The organism is Mycobacterium sp. MOTT36Y (genome assembly GCF_000262165.1).
Lineage (GTDB): Bacteria > Actinomycetota > Actinomycetes > Mycobacteriales > Mycobacteriaceae > Mycobacterium > Mycobacterium intracellulare.
In genome coordinates, this window is record NC_017904.1 from 5,064,455 (window position 1) to 5,088,623 (window position 24,169).

The window sequence follows — 24,169 nt, forward strand, 5'->3', positions numbered from 1 at the left end:
GCGGGAAACCCTTCGTTACCGAAAGGCAAATGATGGCGGAAAAGAAGTCGCGGCGCCAGACGTCCCAGCGCGATGCGGTGGAGAAGATCCGCGAGGGCGAAACGTTTGTGGTGAACCTGCCGGCGATCGGCCAGGTGCAGATTCCCCGGCCCGAGCAGTTGGCCTACTTCGGGGGGTTGGCCGCCCTGGCGGCGTTCGAACTCATCGACTGGCCGGTGGCCGTCGTGATCGCCGCCGGACACCTGCTGGCGAGCAACCACCACAACAAGCTTCTCGAGGAACTCGGCGAGGCGATGGAGGAGGTCTGACCTCGTAACGCGCCGGCAGCGTCGGACCTGTCGCCACAGCCGACGTCGAGATCCTAGTCGGCGGGCCTGGGCGAAATCCGTTCGTGCACGGTCAGCAGCAAATGGTCGAACTGGCTTTGCACGGCGGTCGACGGCGCCGGCAGGCCGGCCATTTCGTCGAGCAGCTGCTTGGCCAGCGCACGCAGTTTCACGTTGGTCTCCTGCGAGCGCCACTGCAGCACGCGGAAGGCCTGTTGTGCGCTGACCCGGTAGACGGACATCAGCACGCCCTTGGCCTGTTCGATGGCCGCGCGGCTCTCGACGAGATCCGGCAGCGCCTCGTCGAGCACCTCCTGGCGGGTCTCGTCCAGGGTGTCGGTGAGGTCGATGTAATAGCCCTCGGTGCCCAGCACGGCGCCCGACTCGTCCAGCATGCGGTCAGCGACGACGATCGCGTCGTGCACCGTGCCCGCGGTGTCGAGGAATCGGTGCCGGCTCGAGAACGAGCCCTCCGACTGCAGCGCGTAGTCCAGCAACTCCTGGACGTGCGCGCGGTCGTCGGGATGCTTGTGCGACAACAGCAGTTGGGTCGTCGGCTCCACGTCGTTGGGTTCGTAGCCGTGCATCCTGGCGACCTCGTCGGACCATTCCCAGCGTTGTCCCCCGAACCAGAAGCGGAAGGTGCCGATGTTCAGGTATTCGGACGGCCCACGGGATCGCGCGTCATCGCCGTTCGTGGATGGGTCGCCAGCTTGCACGTTTGCATCTTTCCACTCGGGGGACGTCCTCGGCTACCGCCCCGGAAGATGGGCCGTCGCCCTGCCATGTGTTCCGGGGTGGGGGTAACGTCGCGTGCGGACCCATCCATCAACGCGGGAGCGCATGCCGAGTGCGCTGAGAGGACGGCTCGGGGCCGTCGACCGTACGAACCTGACCGGGTAATGCCGGCGTAGGGAGATGAAAAATGACCGAGACCCTATCGGGAACCGCTGCACCCTCCGTGACCACCGGCCCGATTGCGGGCAGCCACAAGATCTATCGCGATGTCGCCGGCGGGCGGGTTCCGTTCCGCCGGGTGGACCTGTCCAATGGCGATCACTTCGATCTCTATGACACTTCGGGCCCCTACACCGATCCGGACGCGACGATCGACCTGGCGGCCGGGCTGCCGGCGCGGCCGGGTGTGGTTCGCGACCGCGGCACTCAGTTGCAGCGCGCCCGCGCGGGCGAGATCACCGCGGAGATGGCGTTCATCGCCGCGCGCGAGGGCATGCCCGCCGAGCTGGTGCGCGACGAGGTCGCCCGGGGGCGCGCGGTGATCCCGGCCAATCACAACCACCCCGAGATCGAGCCGATGATCATCGGCAAGGCGTTTGCGACCAAGGTCAACGCGAACATCGGCAACTCGGCGGTGACGTCCTCGATCGCCGAGGAGGTCGACAAGATGGTGTGGGCCACCCGGTGGGGCGCGGACACCATCATGGACTTGTCCACCGGCAAGAACATCCACGAAACCCGCGAGTGGATCATGCGCAACTCGCCGGTGCCGGTGGGGACCGTGCCGATCTACCAGGCGCTGGAAAAGGTCAAGGGGGATCCGACCGAGCTGACGTGGGAGATCTACCGCGACACCGTGATCGAGCAGTGCGAGCAGGGCGTGGACTACATGACGGTGCACGCCGGTGTGCTGCTGCGCTACGTGCCGCTGACCGCCAAGCGCGTCACCGGCATCGTGTCGCGCGGTGGCTCGATCATGGCCGCCTGGTGCCTGGCGCATCACCGGGAGTCGTTCCTGTACACCAACTTCGAGGAATTGTGCGAGATCTTCGCCCGCTACGACGTCACCTTCTCCCTCGGTGACGGGCTGCGGCCGGGCTCGATCGCCGACGCCAACGACGCCGCGCAGTTCGCCGAGCTGCGCACCCTCGGTGAGCTGACCAAGATCGCGAAATCCCATGGCGTGCAGGTGATGATCGAGGGCCCGGGCCACGTCCCGATGCACAAGATCGTCGAGAACGTGCGGCTGGAAGAGGAGTGGTGCGAGGAGGCCCCGTTCTACACGCTGGGCCCGCTGGCCACCGATATCGCCCCGGCGTATGACCACATCACCTCGGCGATCGGCGCGGCGATCATCGCCCAGGCCGGCACCGCGATGCTGTGCTATGTGACGCCCAAGGAGCACCTGGGGCTGCCGGACCGCAAGGACGTCAAGGATGGGGTGATTGCCTACAAGATCGCCGCCCACGCCGGCGACCTGGCCAAGGGGCATCCGCACGCCCAGGAGCGCGACAACGCATTGAGCCAGGCGCGCTTCGAGTTTCGCTGGAACGACCAGTTCGCCCTGTCGCTGGATCCCGACACCGCGCGGGAGTACCACGACGAGACGCTGCCCGCCGAACCCGCCAAGACCGCGCACTTCTGCTCGATGTGCGGGCCGAAGTTCTGCTCGATGCGCATCACCGCAGATGTGCGGGCGTACGCGGCGGAACACGGCCTGGACAGCGAGGAAGCGATCGAGGCGGTCATGTCCGAGGGCATGGCGGAGAAGTCTCGCGAGTTCGCCGAGCACGGCAACCGGGTGTATCTGCCGCTGGCACAGCAGTGACCGCAAGGGCGGCCGCGGCGCGCCACCATCTGGCGCAGTGACGTTCCTTCCGGTTCCGCCGCCGGGCACGACGCCCCTGCGGGTGTTGTCGATCGCCGGGTCGGACTCCGGGGGCGGCGCGGGCATCCAAGCCGATATGCGCACCATGGCGCTGTTGGGTGTGCATGCTTGCGTCGCCGTGACCGCGGTGACCGTGCAGAACACCGTGGGAGTCAAGAGCTTTCACGAGATTCCCGACGACGTCGTCGCCGGCCAGATCGAGGCCGTGGTCGGCGACATCGGCATCCAGGCCGCCAAGACCGGGATGCTCGCGTCGCCACGCATCATCGACACCGTCGCCACCACGTGGCGCCGGCTCGGACTGACCGTCCCGCTCGTCGTCGACCCGGTGGCGGCCTCCATGCACGGCGACGCGCTCATGGCGCCGGCGGCCCTGGATTCGCTTCGGAATCAATTGTTTCCGTTGGCCACGCTGGTGACGCCGAACCTTGACGAAGTAAGGCTACTGGTGGACATCGACGTCGTGGACCCGGCGTCGCAGCGGGCGGCGGCCAAGGCCCTGCATGCGCTCGGCCCGCAGTGGGTGTTGGTCAAGGGCGGCCACCTGCGCTCGTCGGACCACAGCTGTGACCTGCTCTATGACGGCACCTCCTACCACGAGTTCGACGCGGAGCGGATCGCGACCGGCAACGACCACGGCGGCGGGGACACCCTCGCCAGCGCGGCGGCTTGCGCACTCGCGCACGGCCTCACCGTGCCGGAAGCGGTCGGTTTCGGGAAGCGGTGGGTCACTGAATCTCTGCGTGCCTCCTATCCCCTGGGCCACGGCCACGGCCCCGTCTCGCCGCTGTTTAGGCTGTCATGATGGCTCGCCCCCTCGATCAGATCGCGGGCATCGTGCACGAACCGGACGATGCAAGTCGCCCAGAAGGGGTCGTGGTTCTGACCCACGGCGCCGGTGGCAATCGGGATTCTCCACTGCTGCACAGGTTTGCGACGAATGGGCCCAACGGGGCTGGCTGGCGGTGCGCTATAACCTGCCCTACCGCCGCCGGCGCCCCACCGGGCCGCCATCCGGGTCGGCCGCCACCGATCGCGCCGGCATCGTCGAGGCGATCACGGTGTGCCGCGACCTCGCCCCCGGGCCGCTGATCGCCGGCGGGCATTCCTACGGCGGCCGGCAGACATCCATGGTGGTTGCCGCCGGCGAGGCCCCGGTGGACGTGCTGACGCTGTTCTCCTACCCGCTGCACCCGCCGGGCAAGCCGGAGCGCCTGCGCACCGAGCATCTGCCCGACATCACGGTGCCGACGGTGTTCACCCACGGAACCTCGGATCCCTTCGGCACGCCCGACGAGCTGCGCACCGCGGCCGCGCTGATCGGCGGAACGACCGCCGTCGTCGAGATCGCCAGCGCCCGACACGATCTGCGGTCCAAGACGCTGAACGTCCCGGCCCTGGCCGTGGATGCCGCGCTACAGCTGCTCGGACGGGAATAGACAGTCCGAACTGGACAGTTTTGGCTGTCTAATTTAGAGTGGTGCCGTGGATGGCATCAGCGACTCCGCGGCAGCGGCGGCACGCGATATCCGGGTGGTGTTCAGCAGGCTGCGGCGCCGGTTGAAGGACATCGCGGTCGACGGTTTGACACCGTCGCAGACGGCGGTGCTCACGCGGCTTTGGAAGGAGGGGCCGTCGTCGGCCAGCGCATTGGCCGGCGCGGAACAGGTGCGTCCCCAGTCGATGGCCACCATCCTGGCCGGATTGGGGCAGCGGGGGCTCATCGAACGCTCCCCGGACCCGAATGATGGTCGGCGACAGGTGGTCTCGCTGACCCCGGCGGGGAGAAAGCGCGCCGAGAGCGACCGTCGGGCCCGGGAGGAATGGCTGGCCCGGACCATCCAGGAGCGCTACACCGAGGCGGAGCGGCGCGTCATCGTCGACGCGCTGTCGCTACTCGAGCGCTTGACCGAACACTGAGAAAGGGGCGTCATCGCAATGGAATTGGGATTGCATTTCATCGACTTTCTACCCGGAGACCCGGCGCGACTGGGCCCGACGCTGGCCGACGCGGCCAAGGCCGCCGAGCAGGGCGGCGCCACGTTGTTCACCCTGGCCGATCACTTCTTCCAGATGGAAGAGCTTGGCCCAGCGCAGGACCCGTTCCTCGAGGGCTACACGTCGCTGGGGTTCTTGGCCGCCCAGACCGCCACGATCGACCTGACCCTGCTGGTCACCGGGGTCACCTACCGCCACCCGGGCGTGTTGGCCAAAACGGTCACCACCCTGGACGTGTTGTCGCAGGGCCGATCGATGCTGGGGCTGGGTGCGGCCTGGTACGAGCGCGAGCACACCGCGCTGGGCATTCCGTATCCGCCGCTGAGCGCGCGCTTCGAAATGCTCGAGGAGACGTTGCAGATCTGCCGGCAGATGTGGAGTGACGACGACGGCCCGTATGAAGGCGCGCACTATCGGCTGGCCGAGACGATCTGTGTGCCGCAACCGATTCGGCGTCCCCCGATCCTGATCGGCGGGGATGGCGAGAAGAAGACGCTGCGCCTGGTCGCGCAGTATGCCAACATCTGGAACAGCATGTCGAATGACGTCGAGGAGCTCGAGCACAAAATCGACGTGTTGCACCGGCACTGCGACGCGGTGGGCAGGAACCCCGCCGACATTCGTAAGACGTCCGGCGGTCTCGCGACGACGGACCCGTTCGAGAACATCGACGAGTACCTGAAGACCGTGGAACGCTACGCCAGGCTCGGTGTGGACATGATCAATGTCGGCCCGCTGCCGGGCAACCCGGACCCGGTCGGGTTCGTCCGCCGCCTGGGTGACGAGGTGATTCCCCGGCTGGCCGAAATAGGCTGATCCGCGGGGTCTTTCGTTATCCCGGATAACGGGAATAACACGCGTCCGCGTTGCCGGTCACGCCGCCACGGAACGCGGCGATGCGGGTGAAGCCGGCGGGGACGCTGGTGCCGTCCGCGTCGCTGGCCACCAGGTGATTGGTGAGCAGCCCGGCGACCGCTTCGTCGAGATCGCCGGCGGTGAGCTGCAATTGGTTGTGCGAGGGCAGCTCGATGGGTTCGGCCATCTTGCGGTGCACCACGCCGGTCAGGCATGCGGTGCGCAGCGCGGTCCACGGGCTCTGCATCGGCAGGCCGCGTTCATGCTGCACCGCCAGTGCGTATCTCGACATCACGAGGGACAGGGCCGTGTCGTCGCCTTGCGGCAGGGACTGTTCGCTCTCGTCGGCGACCCTGCCCATGACGGCAAGCTTGGGCAGGTCGACCGCGATGGTGTTGGTGCCCGGACAGTAGGACGCCGGTGGGGTGGGTTTGGCGTCCGGGCAATTGGCGGGCTGGTAGGACAGCACCGGCGGATTGGCCGGGGCGAAGATCTTGCCCAGCAGTTCCATCAGGGTCGACAGGGTGTCCTGGTTGATCGGGACCTCGCCGGTCTCCGGCGTTCCGGTGCTGAAGTCGACCCGCAGGGCGTTCGGCAGATCGCCGCGGCGCTGCTCGATCTCCCTGCGGTCGATCGCCGCGCACGCCGAGGCGCCGGTGAGGAAACCCATTTGGAAGGCGCTGATCCGGTCCAGGGCCGAGCCGTGTGCGTCGTCGTTTTCGGCCTCGCTGTCCATCACCGGGTCACGCGTGGTGATGATTCCGGCCAGCACGTGGTCGAGGCCGTCGGCGGTGCTCAGCGTGAAGCGCGGCGATTTGCCGTCGGCGACCCAGAACAGATAGACGCCGGCGAAGCAGTCGGCCTGCTGTTCGTGGACGATGGTCGGGTCCCGTCTGGTCACCAGCTTCGCCATCTGCTGCAACGCGTGCCCGAATTCGTGGGCGAGCACGCCGGTAACGGACATGTCGCCGAAGTACTTTTGCGCGACGGGCATGAACACGCCGCGGTCCCAGGCGATCAGGTTGCAGCGCGACGTGTAGAAGGCGTTGACGAGCTTGTAGGTGTCGTTGTGGCACACGATCGGGCTGCTCGGGTCGTTGGAGTCGTAGGACACCATCTTGCTGACGGGAGCGAAGGTGCCCTTGAGCGATCGGCTGTACGCCGACTGCCAGTAGTCCTCGATGTCGTTGACCGAGAGCAACGCCAACCTGTCGATGGGGCCGTTGTCGGTGTTGAGCACCTTGCCGGTGGGGCTAGGCGCGTTCGAGCGGATCCCGCTGGGCCCGTTGGTCGCGGGCAGCCCGCCCACCAGGAAGGGGTCGTTGAGCATCGACAGCGCGCGCCCGTCGACGAATGTCGTGCAGCCGGCCACCACCAGCACCGCCGCCGCCCAGACCAGTGCCGACCTGAGCGCATGGCTATTCATGACCAACCTCATCCCGACCGGCGACACGGCAGCACCAAGGGGACTCATTCTAGAGGTGCCGACCGTCCGCGGCGGGCGAAATCGAGAGACCCAGCAAACCCCGGCCGGACGCGGCCGCGCTAGAAAGGCGGCGGCTCGCCGTCGCCTTGGCTGACGGCTCGGCGTGTGAAGGCCTCGCGATGGTTACGTAAGCCCGGCTATATTGACGGTCATGTGGACGGTGCCACTGAAGGCCAAAGACACCACAAAGCCATTCGGATCGACTGCCACGCGAAATCGCCGCTGCAGTGGTTGAAACCGCTCAGCGCGCGGATCTTGGCGTGGCGTTCGACGAACTCGATGCCAAGATCAACGCCGGCATGGACGCCTACGCGATTCCGGGCGTCGCGGTTGCTATCTGGGTCGACGGCCAAGAATTCGTCAAGGGCTACGGGGTTACCAATGTCGACCATCCGTTGCCTGTCGACGGTGACACGGTCTTCCGAATCGGTTCCACCACAAAGACTTTCACAGGAACCGCGATGATGCGCCTGGTCGAGCAGGGCAAGGTAGACCTGGATTCACCCGTGCGCAGCTACATCCACGACTTCGCGGTGGCCGACGAGTCGGTCGGCGCCACGGTGACCGTCCGTCAGCTTCTCAATCACACCGCGGGCTGGGATGGCCGCAACGGCCAGGACTTTGGGCGTGGCGATGACGCGGTGGCGCGCTACGTCGACGCGATGACACACTTACCGCAGCTGACGGCTCCGGGAACCGCGTTCGCGTACAACAATTCGGGTCTCGTGGTGGCGGGGCGCATCATCGAGCTTGTCACGGGAACAACCTACGAGTCCGCCGTGCAGAAGCTGGTACTTGATCCGCTGCAGCTTGCCCACACCCACTACTTCTCCGACCAGATCATCGGTCTGAATGTGGCGGCGCCGCACGCCGTGGTCGGCGGAAGACCCATTGTCGAAAGCGAGTTTTGGGCGTTTCCACGCAGCTGTAATCCCACCGGTGGGTTGATGTCCACGGCGCGAGATCAGCTGCGCTACGCGCGGTTCCACCTCGGCGACGGCAGCGCGCCGACCGGCGAGCAGATTCTGAGCCGACGGTCGCTGGAGGCGATGCGCTCGAACCCGGGCGCGGGCGGCACGCTTTGGGTCGAGCTGACCGGGATGGGGGTGACCTGGATGCTGCGGCCGTCCGCGGAGAATGTGACCATCGTCGAGCACGGCGGTACCTGGAAGGGGCAACGTTCCGGTTTTTTCATGGTGCCCGATCGCGACTTCGCCATGACCGTACTCACCAACTCTGACGGCGGATTTCATCTGATCAACGACCTTTTCGCCCGCGACTGGGCGTTGCGAAGATTCGCCGGAATCAGCAACCTGCCCGCCGCACCGCAACGCCTCGGCCCCGCCGACCTGGCGCCCTACGAGGGCCGGTACGTCGCCGGGCAAGTCTCGCAAAATGGCAATTTCGAGCAAACGGTCATCGAATTCCGGGCGAGGGACGGCCAGCTCGCTGGAACCCTGACTGATGCCAACCCGGACGGCCCGGATGCCGCCGAATTGGGGCTCGCCTTTTACCGGCCCGATTACGGGATCGACATCGGACCCGACGGCAAACCCACCGGCAGTCGGTCCAACTTCGTCCGCGGGCCGGACGGCAACATCGCCTGGTTCTGCACCCTCCATGGGCGCCTGTTCCGACGCCAATAGCACAACGAGGACACGGCTAAGGTGGCCTGATGCCGCGCACCGACGACGACAGCTGGGATCTGGCGTCGAGCGTCGGCGTCACCGCGACCATTGTCGCAGCCGGGCGCGCGATGGCCACCAAGGATCCGCGCGGTTTGATCAACGATCCGTTCGCCGAACTTCTGGTCCGTGCGGTGGGATTGGATCTGTTCACCAAGATGATGGACGGCGAACTCGACATGTCGGCGATCGCAGACGTCTCACCGGCCGTGGCCCGGGCGATGGTCGACGGAAACGCGGTCCGCACGAAGTACTTTGATGACTACGCCCTCAGCGCCACCGGCCGCGGGATTCGACAGGTGGTGATCGTCGCGTCCGGGTTGGACACCCGGGCCTACCGTCTGCCGTGGCCGACCGGGACGGTGGTGTACGAGATCGACCTACCACAAGTGATGGAGTTCAAGGCGACGACCTTGGCCGAGCTGGGCGCCCGCCCCTCGACCACCCTGCGCGCCGTGTCCGTCGACTTGCGCGCGGATTGGCCGACGGCGTTGCGCGCCGCCGGCCTTGACTCGGCGGCACCGACGGCGTGGCTGGCCGAGGGGTTACTGATGTATCTGAGGCCAGAAGACCAGGACCGGCTGTTCGACAACATCACGGCACTCAGCGCATCAGGAAGCAGGGTAGCCACCGAATTCGTCACCAGCATCGTGGATTTCGACGCCGAGCGAGCGCGGACCGTCTCCAACCCGTTCCGCGACCATGGCGTCGACATCGACCTGGCTTCCTTGGTCTACACCGGCCAGGGCAACCACGCCCTCGACTACCTCGGCGCCAAGGGCTGGCAGCTCGAAGGTGTGCCGCTGGCAGAACTGTTCCGGCGCAGTGGCCTCGACGCGCCCGCTCCAGACGACGACGACACCCTCTTCATCAGCGGCGCTCTGGCCTGACTTGGCTCACGTATCGGGATTGGCGGCCCGGTGTTGTCGGTGGTCGCTGTGATGATGTGGTCATGTCGTCGATCGCGTCCGCTGAGCCCGTGGTGGTCACTGCGAGTGACCGCCTGGAGGTGCTGTTCGGGGAGTTGGCGGAGTTGGCGGGTCAGCGCAATGCGATCGACGGGCGCATTGTGGAGATCGTGGCCGAGATTGATCGTGACGGGTTGTGGGGTGTGACCGGGGCGCGCTCGGTGCCGGCGTTGGTGGCCTGGAAGCTGGGCTGTTCCTCGGGCAACGCCCACACGATCGCCACCATCGCTGGCCGGCTGACCGAGTTTCCCCGCTGCGCCGCCGGCATGCGGGAGGGTCGGTTGTCGGCCGATCAGGTTGGGGTGATCGCCGCCCACGCAGGCGAGGGATCTGATGAGCATTACGCGCAGCTGGCCGCGGTCGCCACGGTCAACCAGTTGCGCACCGCGGTCAAACTCGAACCGCGACCCCAACCCCAACCGCGGCCGTGGTCGGGGCCCGAGCGTTCGATCACCACGACCACCGACGAGGCGGGCAGCTGTTACCGGATCAAACTTCCGCACCACGACGCGGCGAAGTTCGACGCGGCGTTGGCGTCTCATCGTGATGCGCTGATCGCCGAGTGGAAGCGCGATCACGACAATGGCGAGCACGCCGGTGCTCAGCGGCCGCCGTTGCCGACCACCGTCGATGCGTTCATGCGCTTGGTCGAGGCGGGTTGGGACGCCGAGGCCACCCGCCGCCCGCATGGGCAGCACACCACCGTGGTGGCCCACCTCGACATCGAACGGCGCGCTGCGGCGCTGCATCTGGGTCCGCTGCTCTCAGATGCCGAGCGCCGCTTGTTGACCTGTGATGCCACCTGTGAGGTGTGGTTCGAACGCCACGGGCAGCCCATCGGGGCGGGCCGGACCACCCGGGTGATCAACCGGCGGCTGCGCCGCGCCCTGGAGTACCGCGACCGCGCGTGTGTGGTGCCCGGTTGTGGGGCCACCCGTGGTCTGCATGCCCATCACCTGTGGCATTGGGAAGACGGTGGCCCCACCGAGTTGGCCAACCTGGTGCTGGTCTGCCCCTATCACCACCGGGCACACCACCGCGGCGACATCACCCTCACCGGACCCGCCCACGACCTCACCGTCACCGACGACACCGGCCGACCACTGAGCCCGGGATCACTGGCACGCCCACCCAGCCTTCCCCCGCCCGCGGTGCCGCCGTGTCCCGGTCCTACCGGGGAACGCGCCGACTGGTGGTGGTATGACCCCTTCCAACCCCAACCACCACCGACAAACAACTAGCCCGGCCACCGGGCGCCACCGGCACAGTGATGGCGATCAAACACGCTGGGGCATAACGGGATTAGTTCACACCACCCGGCCGCCTAGCTCGTCGTGCACCTCATCAGCATCCACGGTCAGCGCGCGCGCCAATGTGGCGGTTGTCGACCTGCGTTTGTTGGCGCCGGTTCGCGTTGGCGCGATTGCAGACTCCCGATATCCGGGTTCCCACATACCCCGGAGGTTCGCGAGCAGGGCAGCGCCCCTTGCCAATCGGTCCAGTCGCCCTCGGCTCATTGGGTTTCGGGCGAATAGCGCCACCCAACACCTCGTTTGTATGCGATTCTTTGGCCAGAGTGGTGCGGAATGGCGGAGGAAAAGGTTCGGATTGGTCGACGAATTCCCGGGGGCGGCGGCGCGAGCGAAAAGGGAGGATTGGCGGTGCGGAGAGACGACGATAGCTGGGATCTGACCAGCCATGTCGGCGCAACCGCAACGCTGGTGGCCGCGGGCCGTGCCAGAGCCACCAATTCGGCCGAGCCGTTGATCGAGGACCCGTTCGCCGAACCGTTGGTCCGCGCGGTGGGTATCGAATTCCTCATCAGATGGGCCACCGGAGAGCTCCACGCGTCCGACGTCGACGATCCCGAAGCGGCCTGGGGCCTACAGCGAATGACCACCGAGTTGGTGGCCCGCACCCGCTACTTCGATCAGTTCCTTAAGGACGCCACAGCCACCGGGATCCGCCAGGCGGTGATCCTGGCGTCCGGCCTCGACGCGCGCGGCTACCGACTGTCGTGGCCGCCCGGGATGACGGTGTATGAGATCGATCAACCGGATGTGCTGCAATTCAAGGCCGAAACGTTGGCGCAGCTGGGTGCCGAGCCGACGGCGCGTCTGCGGATGGTACCGGCCGACCTGCGCCACGACTGGCCGGCCGCGCTGCTGCGGAGCGGATTCGAGCCGGCGCGACCGACCGCCTGGATCGCCGAAGGACTGTTCGGCTATCTGCCCCCGGACGCCCAGGATCGCTTGCTGGACAACGTCACCGATCTCAGCGCACCGGGAAGCCAGATGGCCATGGAGACGTTCGTGGGGTCGTCGGATCTGGACTCCGAGCGGGTCGAAGAGATCATCCGCGGTGCGACTCGCAGCTGGCGCGACCATGGATTCCATCTTGACATCTGGTCGCTGAACTATTCCGGGGCCCGCAGCGACGTTTCCGACTACCTCGACAACCACGGGTGGCGCTCGGTGGGGACCACGGCCGCGCAGCTGCTGGCCGATCACGGCCTTCCGACGATGTCCGGCAATCACAGCCCGCCTTCCGACAAGCCCAGCTACTACATTTCGGTTCTCGCGTGATAGCCGCGACCTAGAGGACAGCACGATGCGGATTCTGGCGGTAACGCGCGCCCACAATGCCGGGGAAACCTTGGCCGATACCTTGGACTCGCTGGCCGCCTTCAGCGACGAGATCTACGCGATCGACGACCGCAGCACCGACGACACCGCCGCGATTCTCGCGAACCATCCCGCGGTCACCAATGTTGTTCGCGCCCGGGCGGATCTACCGTCCACGCCATGGTTGATCCCCGAGTCCACCGGCCTGGACCTGCTCTACCGGATGGCCGATTTCTGTCGCCCGGACTGGATGGTGATGGTCGACGCCGACTGGGTTTTCCAGATCGACGTCGACATCCGTGAAGTGCTTGCCCGGACACCGGAGGACGTGGCGGCGCTGATGTGTCCGATGGTTTCCCGCTGGGATGACCCCGACTACCCGGACATGGTGCCCGTGATGGGCACCGCCGAGGCGCTGCGCGGGCCGTTTTGGCGTTGGTACCCGGGCCTGTATGCGGGCTCCAAGTTGATGCACAATTCGCACTGGCCGGCCAACATCACCGACCACGGCCGGATAGGGCGGCTGGACGGAATCCGCTTGACGCACAACGGCTGGTCGACGCTGGAGGAACGGATCGCACGCGTCAGGCACTACATGCGGCTGGATCCCGATTTTCGGCACAACTTCGGTGTCGCCTATGACCGATCCCTGCTGTTCGGCTACGCACTCGAAGAGGTCGACGTCCTCAAAGCGGACTACCGGCGGCGGGTGCGTGGCGACTTCGACCGGACCGAACCGGGGGCGCGCCTGCCGATCGAGGCGGAGCCACGCGCGATCGGGCGCGGATACGGACCCCGCGCGGACGGTTTCCATCCCGGGGTCGACTTCGCCGCTGACCCCGGCAGCCCGATCTACGCCGTCATATCCGGAACTGTTTGCCGCACAGGCGAAGTCGATCACCTTTGCTCGGTGATCATCTCGGACGGCGACTCCGAAATCCGCTACGTGTTTCGGCCAGGTGGCGCCACGCACATCGCGGTCGGTGATCGAATCAATGCGGGCACCCAAATCGGCAGCATCGGCGCGGAAGGTCAATCAGCGGACGGCTACCTGCATTTCGAGACGCGGGTTCGGGGCGCACACGTCAATCCGCTGCGCTTTCTGGGCAACATGGGCCTGCGGCCCTGGCCGCCGCCGGGGCGGCTGCGCGCGGTATCGGGCAACTACCCGCCCGCCACACCGTGCACAATCACCGCCGACGGGTAGCGGTGAGTTGGGCGGCCTCGACGCGTTCCAGCAGGCTGCGGCCGGCCCGGATCGTCGAGCGGACCTCCTGCAGCAGTTTGGCGGGATGCTGCAGGTCCATGTCGTGCAGTCCTTCGTAGCGGTCGATGCCGAAGCCCACCGTCTCGATGCCAATTCCGAACGGCAGGGTCAGAGTCCGCAGCGCGTCAAAGTTCTGATAGGGGACGAACGGCTGACCGGTCACCAGTAGGCAACTCGATCGCTGCATATCCAGGCTCCGCGCGGTAAAGGTGAAGGTATCCGCGGAGGTGGCGCGGCGGTTGTTGGGGTCCGGCGACGGCGCCTCGAGCAGTGTGATGGGCAGCCCGACGTCGTTGCTGTCTTCGCTGAAGCGCCAGACCATCTGGCCCCGATGCGGGTCGCCGACTCGCTGCCGCCCATGCCGTACCGCTTCGCGGGTATCCACCCCGAACGCGTCGGTCGCGGCGGCCGCCAACAACTCGAATTCGGTACGCGCGCCCGGCGCGCAGGACGCGGCCGCGTCGTGTTCGGACGGCAATAGCTGCCGAGAAGCGGCGGCCAGCACGATATGACCGACGCGATTCTCGGCGGCCAGATTCCGCGCCCACCGGGCCCGAAGCATGTTCGAGTAGCGTCCGGTGCCGATCACCAGCATGTAGTCGAACGTTGCGTCAGTGCGCCGTGATTCGTCGGTAAGGCCAAGCTGTCGCGCCAGCGTCGTGATCGTGTCGAGTTGCCGGTCCGGCAGGTCCAGGCGCTGGATCATCCACCGCGCCCCGCCGTCGGCGTCTTGGCACCGCACCTGCTGCCCGCCCCGACGCGCCCTCGCCCGGCCCCGGTAATCCCATACCGCACTGAACTCGTCCAGGGCGGCCAACCGGGTTGCCAGATTGGCGTGCCGCGGGAAAACTCCGCCGAACATCGCAACCAGCTGCGCCAGCGCGTCATGCGCACTCCACGCGTCGACCTCCTGGCGCAGCGACGTCAAAAACTCACCATCAAACTCGCCGCCACGCATCGACACTTCAGCCGGACTGTTCACTTCAAGGTCCTTGCTCCGCGAACACGTAACACCGAGCCATTTGTGGGATGGAAGCTTTCACCAGCCTAACGGCGATGTGCTGGGCAAGACGCACTTTTTGAAAGATCGGTAATCGCCGGACTCATAGGGGCGACAAGACGCCGCTGACCCCGTCTTGTTGGTAGGAGTATTGTGGCTGATCCTTGGCCCATTGGATGTAGCGGTCGATGCCTTCCCAGATACCGACTTCGGGCTTGAATCCGAGACTTTTCGCGAAGTCGATGTTGGCGGGGAAACGAGCGACTTCGCCGGCGCGTGCTTCGCGACGTTCGATTTTGGCGTCGAACTTTCCGGCGACATATTCGACGATGTCTTTCACCCGTGTGTTTATGCCGCTCGCGAAATTGATCGCCCGTCCACGAAGCGCGCTGGTTTCCAATACCAGGTTGTATGCGCGCACGATATCGCTGACGTACAGGTAGTCGCGCGTTGCCGAACCGTCGCCGAAGATCGTCAGGTTTTCGCCGTTGATGGCCTGCCGGACGAGTCGTGGAATCAGCGCACCGAAGCGCCCGGTTTTCTGGCGCACCCCGAAGATGTTGAATGGCCGAACGATCGTGACGTCAAGCCCATAGGAGCGGTAGTAGGAATAGCACAACCGATCCGCCGCCGCCTTGGAGGCGCCGTAGGGGCTGTTCGGTTTGAGCTCAGCTGTCTCGTCGAGAAGCTCGCCGTCCCGCAGATTGTGTCCGTCGCCGTACACTTCGCAGGTTGACACGTAGATCAACCGGTTCTTATAGCGCCTTACCGCCTCGAGCACGCGGTAGGTACCCATGACGTTGGTTTCGAGAAAGCTCTCTGGATCACCCAAAGACTGGTCCACGTTGATATTGGCGGCCAGATGAAAAACGACGTGGTGCTCCCGCACCGCGCGATGGACAGTTTCGCCGTCGGTCACCGAGCCGGAGATAAAGGCCGCTCGCGGGTGCGAACGAAAGTCATTGGTGTTTCGGTTCGCGCTCTTCGACGACGTATTCAGGACGGTGACCCAATGCCCGTTGGCCAGTAGCGACTCGCATAGATGGCTTCCCTGAAAGCCTGCGCCCCCCGTGACAAGTATTTCCATCTGGTTCGTCCCTCGCCTGCTACTGGTAGGGCGAGAGCTTAATCGATACGCACGGGCTCGGTGGGCGATCCGGCTTGATAGTGGAAGCTCTTATGTTCTCAGGAAAGGAGTTCGATGATTCTGCTGCTGGGATCGCGGACGCCTGCTAAACTCCCGCGAGCGATATAGCGCTTGGCGCAGCGCATTATTTTGCAGTGTCCGACAGAACGCCCCTACGGCATTCGGGTGCGATGCCTCTTGTCGTGTGACGGCACGCCGTTGACCCCGCCGATGGACTCGGCGTAGCTGCCGACCGCGAAACCGACGCCAGAACCCATGATCCCCAAGGCTTCCCGGTTGATGTTGTCGACGGTGTCGCGCGGGCTCTGGAAGTTCGGATCGAACGGCACGCCGGCCTGGCCGCCCCACAAGCGCGCCTGCACGGTGGTCTTCGTCTGGGAGGAACCGGTGGTCAGTCCGCCGATCGGCACGCCCGCGACCATGAAGGGGTGGTAGTCGGCCCGGGAATTCAGCGGCATGTCCGCGGGACGCTTGCCGGCCAGGTTCAGATAGCCGGCCAGCGTGCGCTCGATGCCCGCCGAGCCTTCGGGGACGTCCGCGGCGAAGACTCCGGGTCCGGGCGGGCCGGATTGATCGCCGTCGTCGGTGAAGAAGCCCGCGTTGGGCGAGCCCAGCATGGTGAAGTTCAGATAGAGCGCGATGTCGTTGAGCTGATCACGGTCCATGCCGAACACGTAGTCCATGACCCCGTTCGGCCCCTCGGCTCCGGCGCCCCAGAACACGAACCGCACGGCGTTGTTCACCGGGGCCAGCGGTCCCAGTTGACGCGCCGTCTCGAGCACCGCGGCGACCCCGGAGCCGTCGTCGTTGATGCCGGGTCCGGCGCGTGAACCGTCGAGCTGCGCACCCACCACGACGACGTCGTGCGGAGAACCGGTCTTGGTCTGTGCCACGACATTTCGGGAGGTGATCTTGGTGTTGACGGCGTCGAGCACCAGGCGGATCGGTGCGGTCACACCGGTCAGCGCGGAGGCGCCGTACGGGTTGACGACGGCAACCGGCACGGTCAGCTGCTTGAAATAACCGGGACTGAACAACGTGGGCGGCGCCCCTCGCCCGGTGGGCGCGCTAAGCACGATGAGCCCGCTCGCCCCCTTGGCCAGCGCGGCGTTCTGCTTATCGACGACCGAGCAGCGGGTGTCGTCGACGACGGCGATCGCGCCCTTGGGCATCGCGGCCGGGTAGTCGTGGGCGGCACAACCCGATGGCTGTGCCGGCCGGATCGGTTGCCCCGTCAGGCCGCCCGGCGGCGTTTGGACCAGCAGCGAGGCCTGGTCGACGGGGTAGGTGCGGCCCGCGACGGTCAGCGACGGCTTACCCATCGACACGGTGTACAACCGGTCGAACTGCGGCGTCTGCACGTCAAACCCCTTGTCGCGCAGCGCTTTGGCGACGTAGTCCACGCTGGCGTTGAAGCCCGGCGTGCCGTCCGCGCGGTTGCCGCCGTTGGCGTTGGCGATGTCCTGCAGGGCGCGCAAATGGGTGAGGATGCCCTCGACGGTGATCTTTTTGGCGAGGCCGTGCCCGAGGTCGGGTGTCGCGGCGTGCGGGGCGGGCCGCGTCGACGAACACCCGGCCACGAGCGCCGCGATCAGCAACAGCGTTGCACCCCAGCGGGGATTCATGACTTGGCGAGGACGTGCCGGACGCGGTCTTCCATCGCCGGGACCCCGTTGTGTCCGCTGAGGTCCTGTGCGTAGAAGCCGAGCGCGTAGGCCACCCCGCCGCCGTTGATTCCCAGCGCGGTGCGGTCGATGTGGTCGAGGGTGTCGCCTTTTTGGTGGTAGTTGGGGTCGAACGGTTGGTCGGCCGTCCCGCCCCACAGCTTGGCCTGGTCCGCGGACATCTTCCCCTCGGCGCCGGAGAACAGGCCGCCGGCGGGTATGCCCGCCAGGGTGAATCCGTCGTAGTCGGACCGGCCGTCGAAGGAGGTGTCCTGCGCGGTCTTGCCGGCCGACTTCAGGTAAGCGACCAGCGTGCGCTCGATGCCGGCCGAGCCTTCAGGGACCACCGGCTTGCCGCGGGCGTCCATGGGCAGCGATTGGTCCCCGTCGTAGGTGAAATAGCCGGGGTTCGGCGATGCCAGCATGTCGAAGTTGAGGTAGAGGGCAATGTTTTTGAGCGCGGCCAGGTCCAGCGACTCGACGTAGTTCCGCGACCCGATGAGCCCGAGTTCCTCCGCACCCCAGAAGCCGAATCGCAGCTTGTTGTGCACCGGCGGCGAACTGCCCAGCCGCACAGCGGTTTCCAGCACCGCCGCCACTCCCGATCCGTTGTCGTTGATCCCGGGCCCCTCGGGCACGCTGTCCAGGTGCGCCCCCGCCATCACCACGTTGGCGTCCGAACCGGTCTTGGTCTGTGCGATCACGTTGCGGGCCTTGAAGCTTTGCGCGCTGGCATCGAGCTTGATCGTGGTGGGCCCCGGCTGGCCGCGCAGCTGCACCCCGGTGGATTTCGTCACGCTGAGCACCGGGATCTTCACCTCGGTGGTCGGCCCGAGCGTGCCGCCCATCTGTTCTTCGTCGACGTTGTCGGCGATGATCATCGCCACGGCTCCGCGCTGCGCCGCGGCGTCTTCCTTCTGAGCGAACGGGCAGGTGCCGCGATCGACGAGCACCACCGCGCCCCGCACCGGGAGATCGCCGTAGTCGGCGGCCGCACAGCCCAAGCTGTTCGCCGGCGCGGCGACCAGCGGTCCGCTCACCCCGCCCGGCGGGGTTCCCAGGCTGAAGTCCAGCGCGCGCGCCTCCACCGGCCTGCCGCCGACGGTCAGCTCCGGCTTCTCGGCATGGAACACTCGCGCCGAGAACTCGGGCGTCTGCACGTCAAAACCGCTGTCGCGCAAGGTATTCACCACATAGTCGACACTGGCTTCATAGCCGGGGGTCCCCACCGCCCTGGTGCCATTGTTGGCGTTGGCGATGTCTTGCAGCTTGGACAGGTGGGCCATCATGGCGTCTGTCGTCACCTTGCCCTTCAGCGCGGACGCGAACTCGGCAGCACCCGTCGTTTGCTCCGAGCCGGACCGGTGGGAGCAACCGGTCGAGAATGCGGTCAGGGCGATCACGGCGAGCGCCGCCGGCAACGTCGCGAGTTTGTTCACCATCGCGCCCAGGTTAGACCGCGGTCCGAGCGGGCGGGATCAGGACACGTCGGGATCAGACATACAGCGCAGTGAAGGGGGCGAAGGGAATGTTGCGCACCACAAACCACGCCAGCACCAATGACAGTGTCACCGCGGCGGCCCAGCGGCGGTGTTGCCAACTGCGGACCCGCCGGCCCACCACGTGTCCGTAGGTCCAGGCCAGGTACGCCCACACCAGCAGCACGACCGCCGCCAGGCCCAGAGCGTTGAACCTGGCGGCCGCCCACACATTGCCGTGCATGAGGGAATACAGCATGCGCAGGCTGCCGCAACCGGGACAGTCGATCCCCAACAACGCCTTGGTGGGGCATACCGGCAGCGGGCCGTTCGGGGTGGTCGGGTCACCCGCCCAGATGGCGGCGCACATCAACGTCGTGGATGCGGCCACCACCAGTGGTGCACCCAGGCCCGCGTGCGCCGCCCCTCGGCGGGTCACCAACATCGAGATCCGGGCTTAGAACATCGCGGCGAGCGCCGCGTTCGTGTTCGTGTTCAGCGCGCCAACCGACATCAAGATGACGTAGATGATGCCGACGACGACGCCGATGGCCGCCGACCAGATCGCCCATTTCTTGGCGCTCTCGGCCGATGCCTGCGCCTCGGCGTAGCGGCCCTGCGCCCACAACCCGTTGACCTGGCTGGATTTGACGATCGCCACGATCCCGAACGGAAGGCAGCAGAACAGGGTCACCAGAATCGACCACACCAGATAGTTGTTCGGCGCTTGGGCGGCCGGCTGCTGCGGCGGGTAACCCGGAGGCGGCGGCGGGGGCGGCGGTTGTGTCATGGATTCTCCACTCAGAGAAGTTAGCTGGCGTAAAGCGGTGCTAACCATACCCGCTCGGCGTCGCGTCGGCACTAGCAATGAAAAAATCCGATCGGCGCAACGACGGCCACGGCGCGTCGGCGGCGTCGGCGCATCGGTCCGAAGACCCGATTGTCGCCCGGCCTCAACGTCATTCGATATTAGACGCATCGAAATGCGCCTGCGGTCCGTTGCCCTGGGGCTTTGCGGGCGACGCCCCGAACTAATGCCCACACAGACAATTGCCGCCGGAACGTGTTGCATTACCACGACATAGCCCTACTATCCGTGTTAGCAACGGCCGTTAAGGAGCCATTCATGTCTGAGTTCAGCAACGCGCTGAAGACGGCGATGGCAATGGCGCTCACGGCCGGTTTCGCGTTAGCGGGCGGCGTCACGGCGGCCGCCGACCCCGCCGGCACCGGCAACTCGTCGGACATCAACACGCTCGCGGCCACGCTCTCGAAGGGCTACGGCTTGAACAACTGCACCGCCCAGAACATCGACCGCGGCAGGCAACTGGCCGTACTCACGTGCGGACAAAGCCCCGATCCGAAAGGACCGGCACAGGCCAAGTACGTCCTGTTCACCAGCGCCGAGAACCTGGCCACCGCGTTTCGGGCCACCATCAAGGAGGACGTCCTGACGCCGTGCGGGGACGCCAACCAGTCGCCGTCCAGTTGGCACAAGGACGGTTCGGCCGCCAACGCCGGGCAGGCGGCGTGCGGCACGTACCAAAACGCCGCCGAGATCATCTGGACGACGGACGCGAAAAACACGCTGAGCTACCTGCGTGCGTCCAACACCGACGTCAACGCGCTCTACCAGTGGTGGCGCGCCAACGGTTGACAATCTTCTTGGGGGGCAAGGGGTTTCTGCATTAACCACCCACAACCGCAGGGAGTCAAAATGTCACATCTGATCACCGCGCTGCGCGTCGTATCGGCCGCAGCTGTCACAGGCGGTTTGGTTCTCGCGGGCAGCGCCACCGCGGTCGCCGAACCCAACACCGGTAGCGCCACGGACATGAACACGCTGGCGGCTTCGCTGTCGAAGGGCTACGGCCTGAACAACTGCAAGCCGCAGGAGCTGACCGAAACCGGCGAACTGGCCGAACTGCTTTGCGGGCAGAGCCCCGACTCCGGCGGACCCGGCTCCGGCGTCTACGCGCTCTTCTCCAACAGCACGAACCTGGGCTCCGCCTTCAGTTCCACGATCAAGGATGTGTCGCTGGCCGCGTGCGGGGACGCCGGGCAGTCGCCGGGAACGTGGAAGCAGAACGGCCAGACCGGCGGCCAGATCGCCTGCGGCACCTACAAGAACTACGCGACGTTGACCTGGACCACCGACGCCAAGAACGTGCTGGGTCACCTGACCGCGGCCAACGCCGACGTCAACGCGCTCTACCAGTGGTGGCGCACGAACGGCTGACGTTTACAGCTGAGCCGCAATCAAATCCGCTACCGCGCGCATCCCGGTGGGATTCGGGTGCAACGGTGTGGGGCGACCCGGTAGCGGAACACCGTAGCGCGCCGGCAGCGTCGTCCACGGCTCCGCCGACCAGGCGTGGTGCTCGCGGCTGGCCGCGGCGGCGTGGACGATTCCGCAGCCGGTCGCCGCGGCGGCGTCGGCCGTCATCCTTTCCAGCGTGGCGGCCACGTGCCGGCCCAGGTCGGCGTCAGCGGGCGACAGCGGTGGGGCCGGCGTGCCCGCGGGCGGCAGCATCGTCAGGTAGTCGACGAAGAAGATCCGCGCCCCGGCGGATCGTTGACGCACCGCGCGGCCCACCGCGCACAGCGATTCGAACACCGCGTCGAGGGCCCGATCTCGCGCGTCGGGATCGAGCAGTTCGCGGATGCGGTCGCCCAGCAGTGGCACGCGCCGCAGCGGGCGCGGCAGTGCGGCCGCCATCAACAGCGGTACGTAGCCGACGTCGTTGCCGCCGATGGTGATGGTGACCAGACCCTCCGAACCGTCCAGGGCGTCGACTTGCGCCGGCGCGCCGCGTTGACGCTCGGCGAGCACGTTCGCGGTGGTCGCACCGGAAAAGGTGACGTCGACAAGGTCGTAGCCGTATCGCCGGGCGATCAGGTGGGCATAGTTGCGGGCGGACCGGCCCGACCAGCGCGGGGCACCCGCGGCGCGCGGCCGGATACCGGGACCGGCGGCCATCGAACTGCCCAGCGCGACATAGCGTTTCATCGGATCAGGCTCGATTGCCCGGCTCCTCGGCGGCCCGCTGCGCGGCCCGCATCGTCGCCGCGCCAGGGCTCGAGGCCTGCGCCCAGAACCGCTTCGGGATCCGCCCGGCGCGCCGGGCCAGATAGCCGGCGGTGACGGCGGCCGACATCGCGGCGGCCATCGCGGGGGGGTCGGCGGCCCGGGTCACCGCGGAGGCCAACAGCACGGCGTCGCAACCCAATTCCATGGCCAGCGCGGCGTCGCTGGCGGTGCCGATGCCGGCGTCGAGCACCACCGGGACGTGGGCCCCGGCGACGATCATCTCGATGTTGTGCGGATTGGTGATGCCCAGCCCGGTCCCGATCGGCGATCCCAGCGGCATGACGGCCGCGCATCCGGCGTCCTCCAGCCGGCGCGCAAGCACCGGGTCATCGTTGGTGTAGGGCAGCACGACGAACCCGTCGTCGACCAATTGCTCTGCCGCGCGCACCAATTCGACCGCGTCGGGCAGCAGCGTGCGCTCGTCGGCGATCACCTCGAGCTTGATCCAATTGGTGTTCAACGCCTCGCGGGCCAGCTGCGCGGTGAGCACCGCCTCGGCGGCGCCGCGGCATCCCGCGGTGTTGGGCAGCGGCGTGATTCCGAGCCGGCCCAGCAGATCGAGCAACCCGGTGCCGCCCTCGGCGTCGACCCGGCGGATCGCGACGGTGGTCAGTTCCGTGCCCGACGCGACGAGCGCCTCTTCCAGCACCGCCAGGTTGCTCGCTCCCCCGGTCCCCATGATGAGCCGCGAGGCGAAGCTGCGGTCCGCGATGGTCAGTTTCGAGTCAGCCACCTTGCACCGCCGTCACCACCTCGAGACGCACGGGAGCGCCGGGAAGCTCCGAAAGCTCTGTCTCCCATCGTGATCGCGGCAGCACCGCGTCGTCCATCGCCACGGCGACGCCGCGGTCCGGGAAGCCCAGGGAATCGAGCAGCGCCGACACCGTGGTGTGCGCGTCGACGTCGACCTCTTTCTCGTTCACCAGGATGATCATTGCGCGGCTCCCACCGGTGCGAGTTCGGAAACGATCTGTTCTGCCGTCCAGGGCGCCAGCAGGAACCCCGACCGTCCGTGGCCGGCGGCGACCAGCGTGCGCGCGTCCAGGCGATGCACCAACGGCAGATTGTCGGGTGTCATCGGGCGCAGCCCGGCCCCGCACTCGGCCAGCTCGTATTCACCGAGCGCCGGCAGCACCGCGCAGGCATCGTCGAGGAGGTCACGCACCCCCGAGACGACCGGGGCGGTGTCACGCCCGTGCTCGTATTGGGTCGCGCCGACCACCACGCCGTCCGCGCGCGGCACCAGGTAGACCTGCCGGCCGTGCACCCGGGCGCGAATCACCCGCCGCGGCAACGGCATACAACCTTTGCGCCACCGCAGTCGCAGCACCTCGCCCTTGACCGGGCGCACCGGCAGCCCGGGCCACAACGCCGGCGCGTCGATGCCGTTGGCGATCACCACCGCGTCGGCCTCGACCGCCGACAGGTCGTGCACCGGCGACGCCCACCGCACCCCGAGACGCTCGCACTCCGCCTCGAGCGCGTCGAGCACCGCCCGGTTGTCCACGGCCAGCTCGGTGGGCGCCCGAAAGCCGTGCCGGATGCCCTGCGCGAGTAGGGGTTCCACGTCGCGGGCGGCCGACTCCCAGACCACGGGGTGTCCCTGAGCGGACAGCCAGTCCGCCACGGTGCGCAGGTCGGCGGCGTCGGCGCGGTCGACGGCCACCACCAGCGACTCGCGGGCGGTGACCACCCCCGCCGGCAGGCCGTCGAGGAAACCGCCGTCGCGCCACAGCCGCAGGGATTCCAGGCCTAGCCGCAGCAACCGCTCTTCGCCCGGCCAGCCCTCGCTGTGCGGGGCGAGCATGCCGCCGGCGACCCAGGATGCGCCCCGCTCCCCGCTGCGGTGCACCCGCACCGACCAGCCGGCCTGCGCGGCGCGGCGTGCCACCGCCAGCCCGATGACGCCGCCGCCGATGACGGCCAGCGACCCCAGCGGTGGGCCCGAGGGCAT

Annotated in this window: 24 protein-coding genes, 1 pseudogene and 1 riboswitch; of the genes and pseudogenes, 13 read left to right on the top strand and 12 right to left on the bottom strand. The window is 67.1% G+C overall.

Annotated elements, in window-relative coordinates:
- The first annotated feature begins 32 nt into the window (after positions 1 to 32).
- Positions 33 to 308: a hypothetical protein gene (locus tag W7S_RS23185; protein WP_008261377.1), complete on the top strand. Its 276-nt coding sequence runs from the start codon at positions 33 to 35 to the stop codon at positions 306 to 308.
- 53 nt (positions 309 to 361) lie between these two features.
- On the opposite strand, the gene W7S_RS23190 is transcribed toward W7S_RS23185, so the two are convergent.
- Entirely contained in the window at positions 362 to 1,045 is a 684-nt protein-coding gene (locus W7S_RS23190) for a PAS and ANTAR domain-containing protein (protein WP_008261379.1), read from the bottom strand.
- 104 nt (positions 1,046 to 1,149) lie between these two features.
- A riboswitch (TPP riboswitch) is annotated at positions 1,150 to 1,260 on the top strand.
- Between W7S_RS23190 and thiC the strand changes: the two genes are divergently transcribed.
- The 5 genes and pseudogenes from thiC (at position 1,252) to W7S_RS23215 (ending at position 5,766) form a co-directional block, all read left to right on the top strand.
- Positions 1,252 to 2,892, top strand: coding sequence for a phosphomethylpyrimidine synthase ThiC (gene thiC / locus W7S_RS23195; RefSeq protein WP_008261381.1), 1,641 nt, complete (start codon positions 1,252 to 1,254; stop codon positions 2,890 to 2,892). It overlaps the preceding riboswitch by 9 nt.
- Positions 2,893 to 2,929: 37 nt before the next feature.
- Complete coding sequence (gene thiD / locus W7S_RS23200) at positions 2,930 to 3,757, top strand: bifunctional hydroxymethylpyrimidine kinase/phosphomethylpyrimidine kinase (RefSeq protein WP_008261386.1); 828 nt, start codon at positions 2,930 to 2,932, stop codon at positions 3,755 to 3,757.
- Positions 3,754 to 4,391 (top strand): annotated as a pseudogene (locus tag W7S_RS23205) (alpha/beta family hydrolase). The gene thiD and the pseudogene W7S_RS23205 overlap by 4 nt, the downstream one beginning before the upstream one ends.
- A gap of 46 nt (positions 4,392 to 4,437) precedes the next feature.
- On the top strand, positions 4,438 to 4,872 hold the full coding sequence (locus W7S_RS23210) for a MarR family winged helix-turn-helix transcriptional regulator (RefSeq protein WP_008261391.1): 435 nt from the start codon (positions 4,438 to 4,440) through the stop codon (positions 4,870 to 4,872).
- An 18-nt stretch (positions 4,873 to 4,890) separates the two neighbouring features.
- Entirely contained in the window at positions 4,891 to 5,766 is an 876-nt protein-coding gene (locus W7S_RS23215) for an LLM class F420-dependent oxidoreductase (RefSeq protein WP_008261393.1), read from the top strand.
- A gap of 16 nt (positions 5,767 to 5,782) precedes the next feature.
- On the opposite strand, the gene W7S_RS23220 is transcribed toward W7S_RS23215, so the two are convergent.
- Complete coding sequence (locus W7S_RS23220) at positions 5,783 to 7,231, bottom strand: peptidase (protein ID WP_008261395.1); 1,449 nt, start codon at positions 7,229 to 7,231, stop codon at positions 5,783 to 5,785.
- A gap of 263 nt (positions 7,232 to 7,494) precedes the next feature.
- Here W7S_RS23220 and W7S_RS23225 point away from each other — a divergent pair, with 263 nt between their 5' ends.
- From W7S_RS23225 to W7S_RS23245, 5 genes are all read left to right on the top strand, one after another.
- Positions 7,495 to 8,937: a serine hydrolase gene (locus tag W7S_RS23225; protein ID WP_231504905.1), complete on the top strand. Its 1,443-nt coding sequence runs from the start codon at positions 7,495 to 7,497 to the stop codon at positions 8,935 to 8,937.
- A gap of 29 nt (positions 8,938 to 8,966) precedes the next feature.
- Positions 8,967 to 9,866: a class I SAM-dependent methyltransferase gene (locus tag W7S_RS23230; protein ID WP_014712455.1), complete on the top strand. Its 900-nt coding sequence runs from the start codon at positions 8,967 to 8,969 to the stop codon at positions 9,864 to 9,866.
- Between the two features lie 62 nt (positions 9,867 to 9,928).
- Positions 9,929 to 11,185 carry an HNH endonuclease signature motif containing protein gene (locus W7S_RS23235; RefSeq protein ID WP_014712456.1) on the top strand — a complete coding sequence of 419 codons (1,257 nt, stop codon included), beginning with the start codon at positions 9,929 to 9,931 and terminating at the stop codon, positions 11,183 to 11,185.
- A gap of 420 nt (positions 11,186 to 11,605) precedes the next feature.
- A complete protein-coding gene (locus W7S_RS23240; RefSeq protein WP_014712457.1) occupies positions 11,606 to 12,529 on the top strand; it encodes a class I SAM-dependent methyltransferase in 924 nt (307 codons plus the stop codon).
- A gap of 25 nt (positions 12,530 to 12,554) precedes the next feature.
- Entirely contained in the window at positions 12,555 to 13,775 is a 1,221-nt protein-coding gene (locus tag W7S_RS23245; RefSeq protein ID WP_014712458.1) for a peptidoglycan DD-metalloendopeptidase family protein, read from the top strand.
- Here W7S_RS23245 and W7S_RS23250 read toward each other — a convergent pair.
- The 6 genes from W7S_RS23250 to W7S_RS23275 all read right to left on the bottom strand — a co-directional run bounded on the left by W7S_RS23250 (position 13,759) and on the right by W7S_RS23275 (position 19,914).
- Positions 13,759 to 14,793, bottom strand: a complete 1,035-nt coding sequence (locus W7S_RS23250; RefSeq protein WP_232518850.1) for a hypothetical protein — start codon at positions 14,791 to 14,793, stop codon at positions 13,759 to 13,761. The two genes, W7S_RS23245 and W7S_RS23250, sit on opposite strands and share 17 nt — an antisense overlap.
- A 145-nt stretch (positions 14,794 to 14,938) precedes the next feature.
- Positions 14,939 to 15,922 carry an NAD-dependent epimerase/dehydratase family protein gene (locus W7S_RS23255; RefSeq protein ID WP_041298092.1) on the bottom strand — a complete coding sequence of 328 codons (984 nt, stop codon included), beginning with the start codon at positions 15,920 to 15,922 and terminating at the stop codon, positions 14,939 to 14,941.
- A gap of 212 nt (positions 15,923 to 16,134) precedes the next feature.
- Positions 16,135 to 17,607: a M28 family peptidase gene (locus tag W7S_RS23260; protein WP_041298094.1), complete on the bottom strand. Its 1,473-nt coding sequence runs from the start codon at positions 17,605 to 17,607 to the stop codon at positions 16,135 to 16,137.
- Entirely contained in the window at positions 17,604 to 19,088 is a 1,485-nt protein-coding gene (locus W7S_RS23265) for a M28 family metallopeptidase (RefSeq protein WP_009952594.1), read from the bottom strand. The genes W7S_RS23260 and W7S_RS23265 overlap by 4 nt, the downstream gene beginning before the upstream one ends.
- 52 nt (positions 19,089 to 19,140) lie before the next feature.
- Positions 19,141 to 19,566 carry a DUF2752 domain-containing protein gene (locus tag W7S_RS23270; RefSeq protein WP_041298289.1) on the bottom strand — a complete coding sequence of 142 codons (426 nt, stop codon included), beginning with the start codon at positions 19,564 to 19,566 and terminating at the stop codon, positions 19,141 to 19,143.
- Between the two features lie 15 nt (positions 19,567 to 19,581).
- Complete coding sequence (locus W7S_RS23275) at positions 19,582 to 19,914, bottom strand: CD225/dispanin family protein (protein WP_008261422.1); 333 nt, start codon at positions 19,912 to 19,914, stop codon at positions 19,582 to 19,584.
- A gap of 336 nt (positions 19,915 to 20,250) precedes the next feature.
- On the opposite strand from W7S_RS23275, the gene W7S_RS23280 reads away from it, so the two are divergent.
- Both W7S_RS23280 and W7S_RS23285 read left to right on the top strand, forming a co-directional pair.
- Positions 20,251 to 20,781, top strand: a complete 531-nt coding sequence (locus tag W7S_RS23280; protein WP_014712463.1) for a hypothetical protein — start codon at positions 20,251 to 20,253, stop codon at positions 20,779 to 20,781.
- Positions 20,782 to 20,841: 60 nt separating this feature from the next.
- Entirely contained in the window at positions 20,842 to 21,363 is a 522-nt protein-coding gene (locus W7S_RS23285) for a hypothetical protein (RefSeq protein ID WP_008261427.1), read from the top strand.
- A gap of 3 nt (positions 21,364 to 21,366) precedes the next feature.
- Here the strand turns inward: W7S_RS23285 and W7S_RS23290 are convergent, their stop codons facing one another.
- Genes W7S_RS23290 through thiO form a run of 4 tightly spaced genes read right to left on the bottom strand, consistent with a single transcriptional unit; the run spans position 21,367 to position 24,169 of the window.
- Complete coding sequence (locus tag W7S_RS23290) at positions 21,367 to 22,134, bottom strand: SGNH/GDSL hydrolase family protein (protein ID WP_014712464.1); 768 nt, start codon at positions 22,132 to 22,134, stop codon at positions 21,367 to 21,369.
- Between the two features lie 4 nt (positions 22,135 to 22,138).
- Positions 22,139 to 22,948 carry a thiazole synthase gene (locus tag W7S_RS23295; RefSeq protein WP_014712465.1) on the bottom strand — a complete coding sequence of 270 codons (810 nt, stop codon included), beginning with the start codon at positions 22,946 to 22,948 and terminating at the stop codon, positions 22,139 to 22,141.
- Positions 22,941 to 23,150, bottom strand: a complete 210-nt coding sequence (thiS, locus tag W7S_RS23300) for a sulfur carrier protein ThiS (RefSeq protein WP_014712466.1) — start codon at positions 23,148 to 23,150, stop codon at positions 22,941 to 22,943. The genes W7S_RS23295 and thiS overlap by 8 nt, the downstream gene beginning before the upstream one ends.
- On the bottom strand, positions 23,147 to 24,169 hold the full coding sequence (gene thiO / locus W7S_RS23305; RefSeq protein ID WP_014712467.1) for a glycine oxidase ThiO: 1,023 nt from the start codon (positions 24,167 to 24,169) through the stop codon (positions 23,147 to 23,149). The genes thiS and thiO overlap by 4 nt, the downstream gene beginning before the upstream one ends.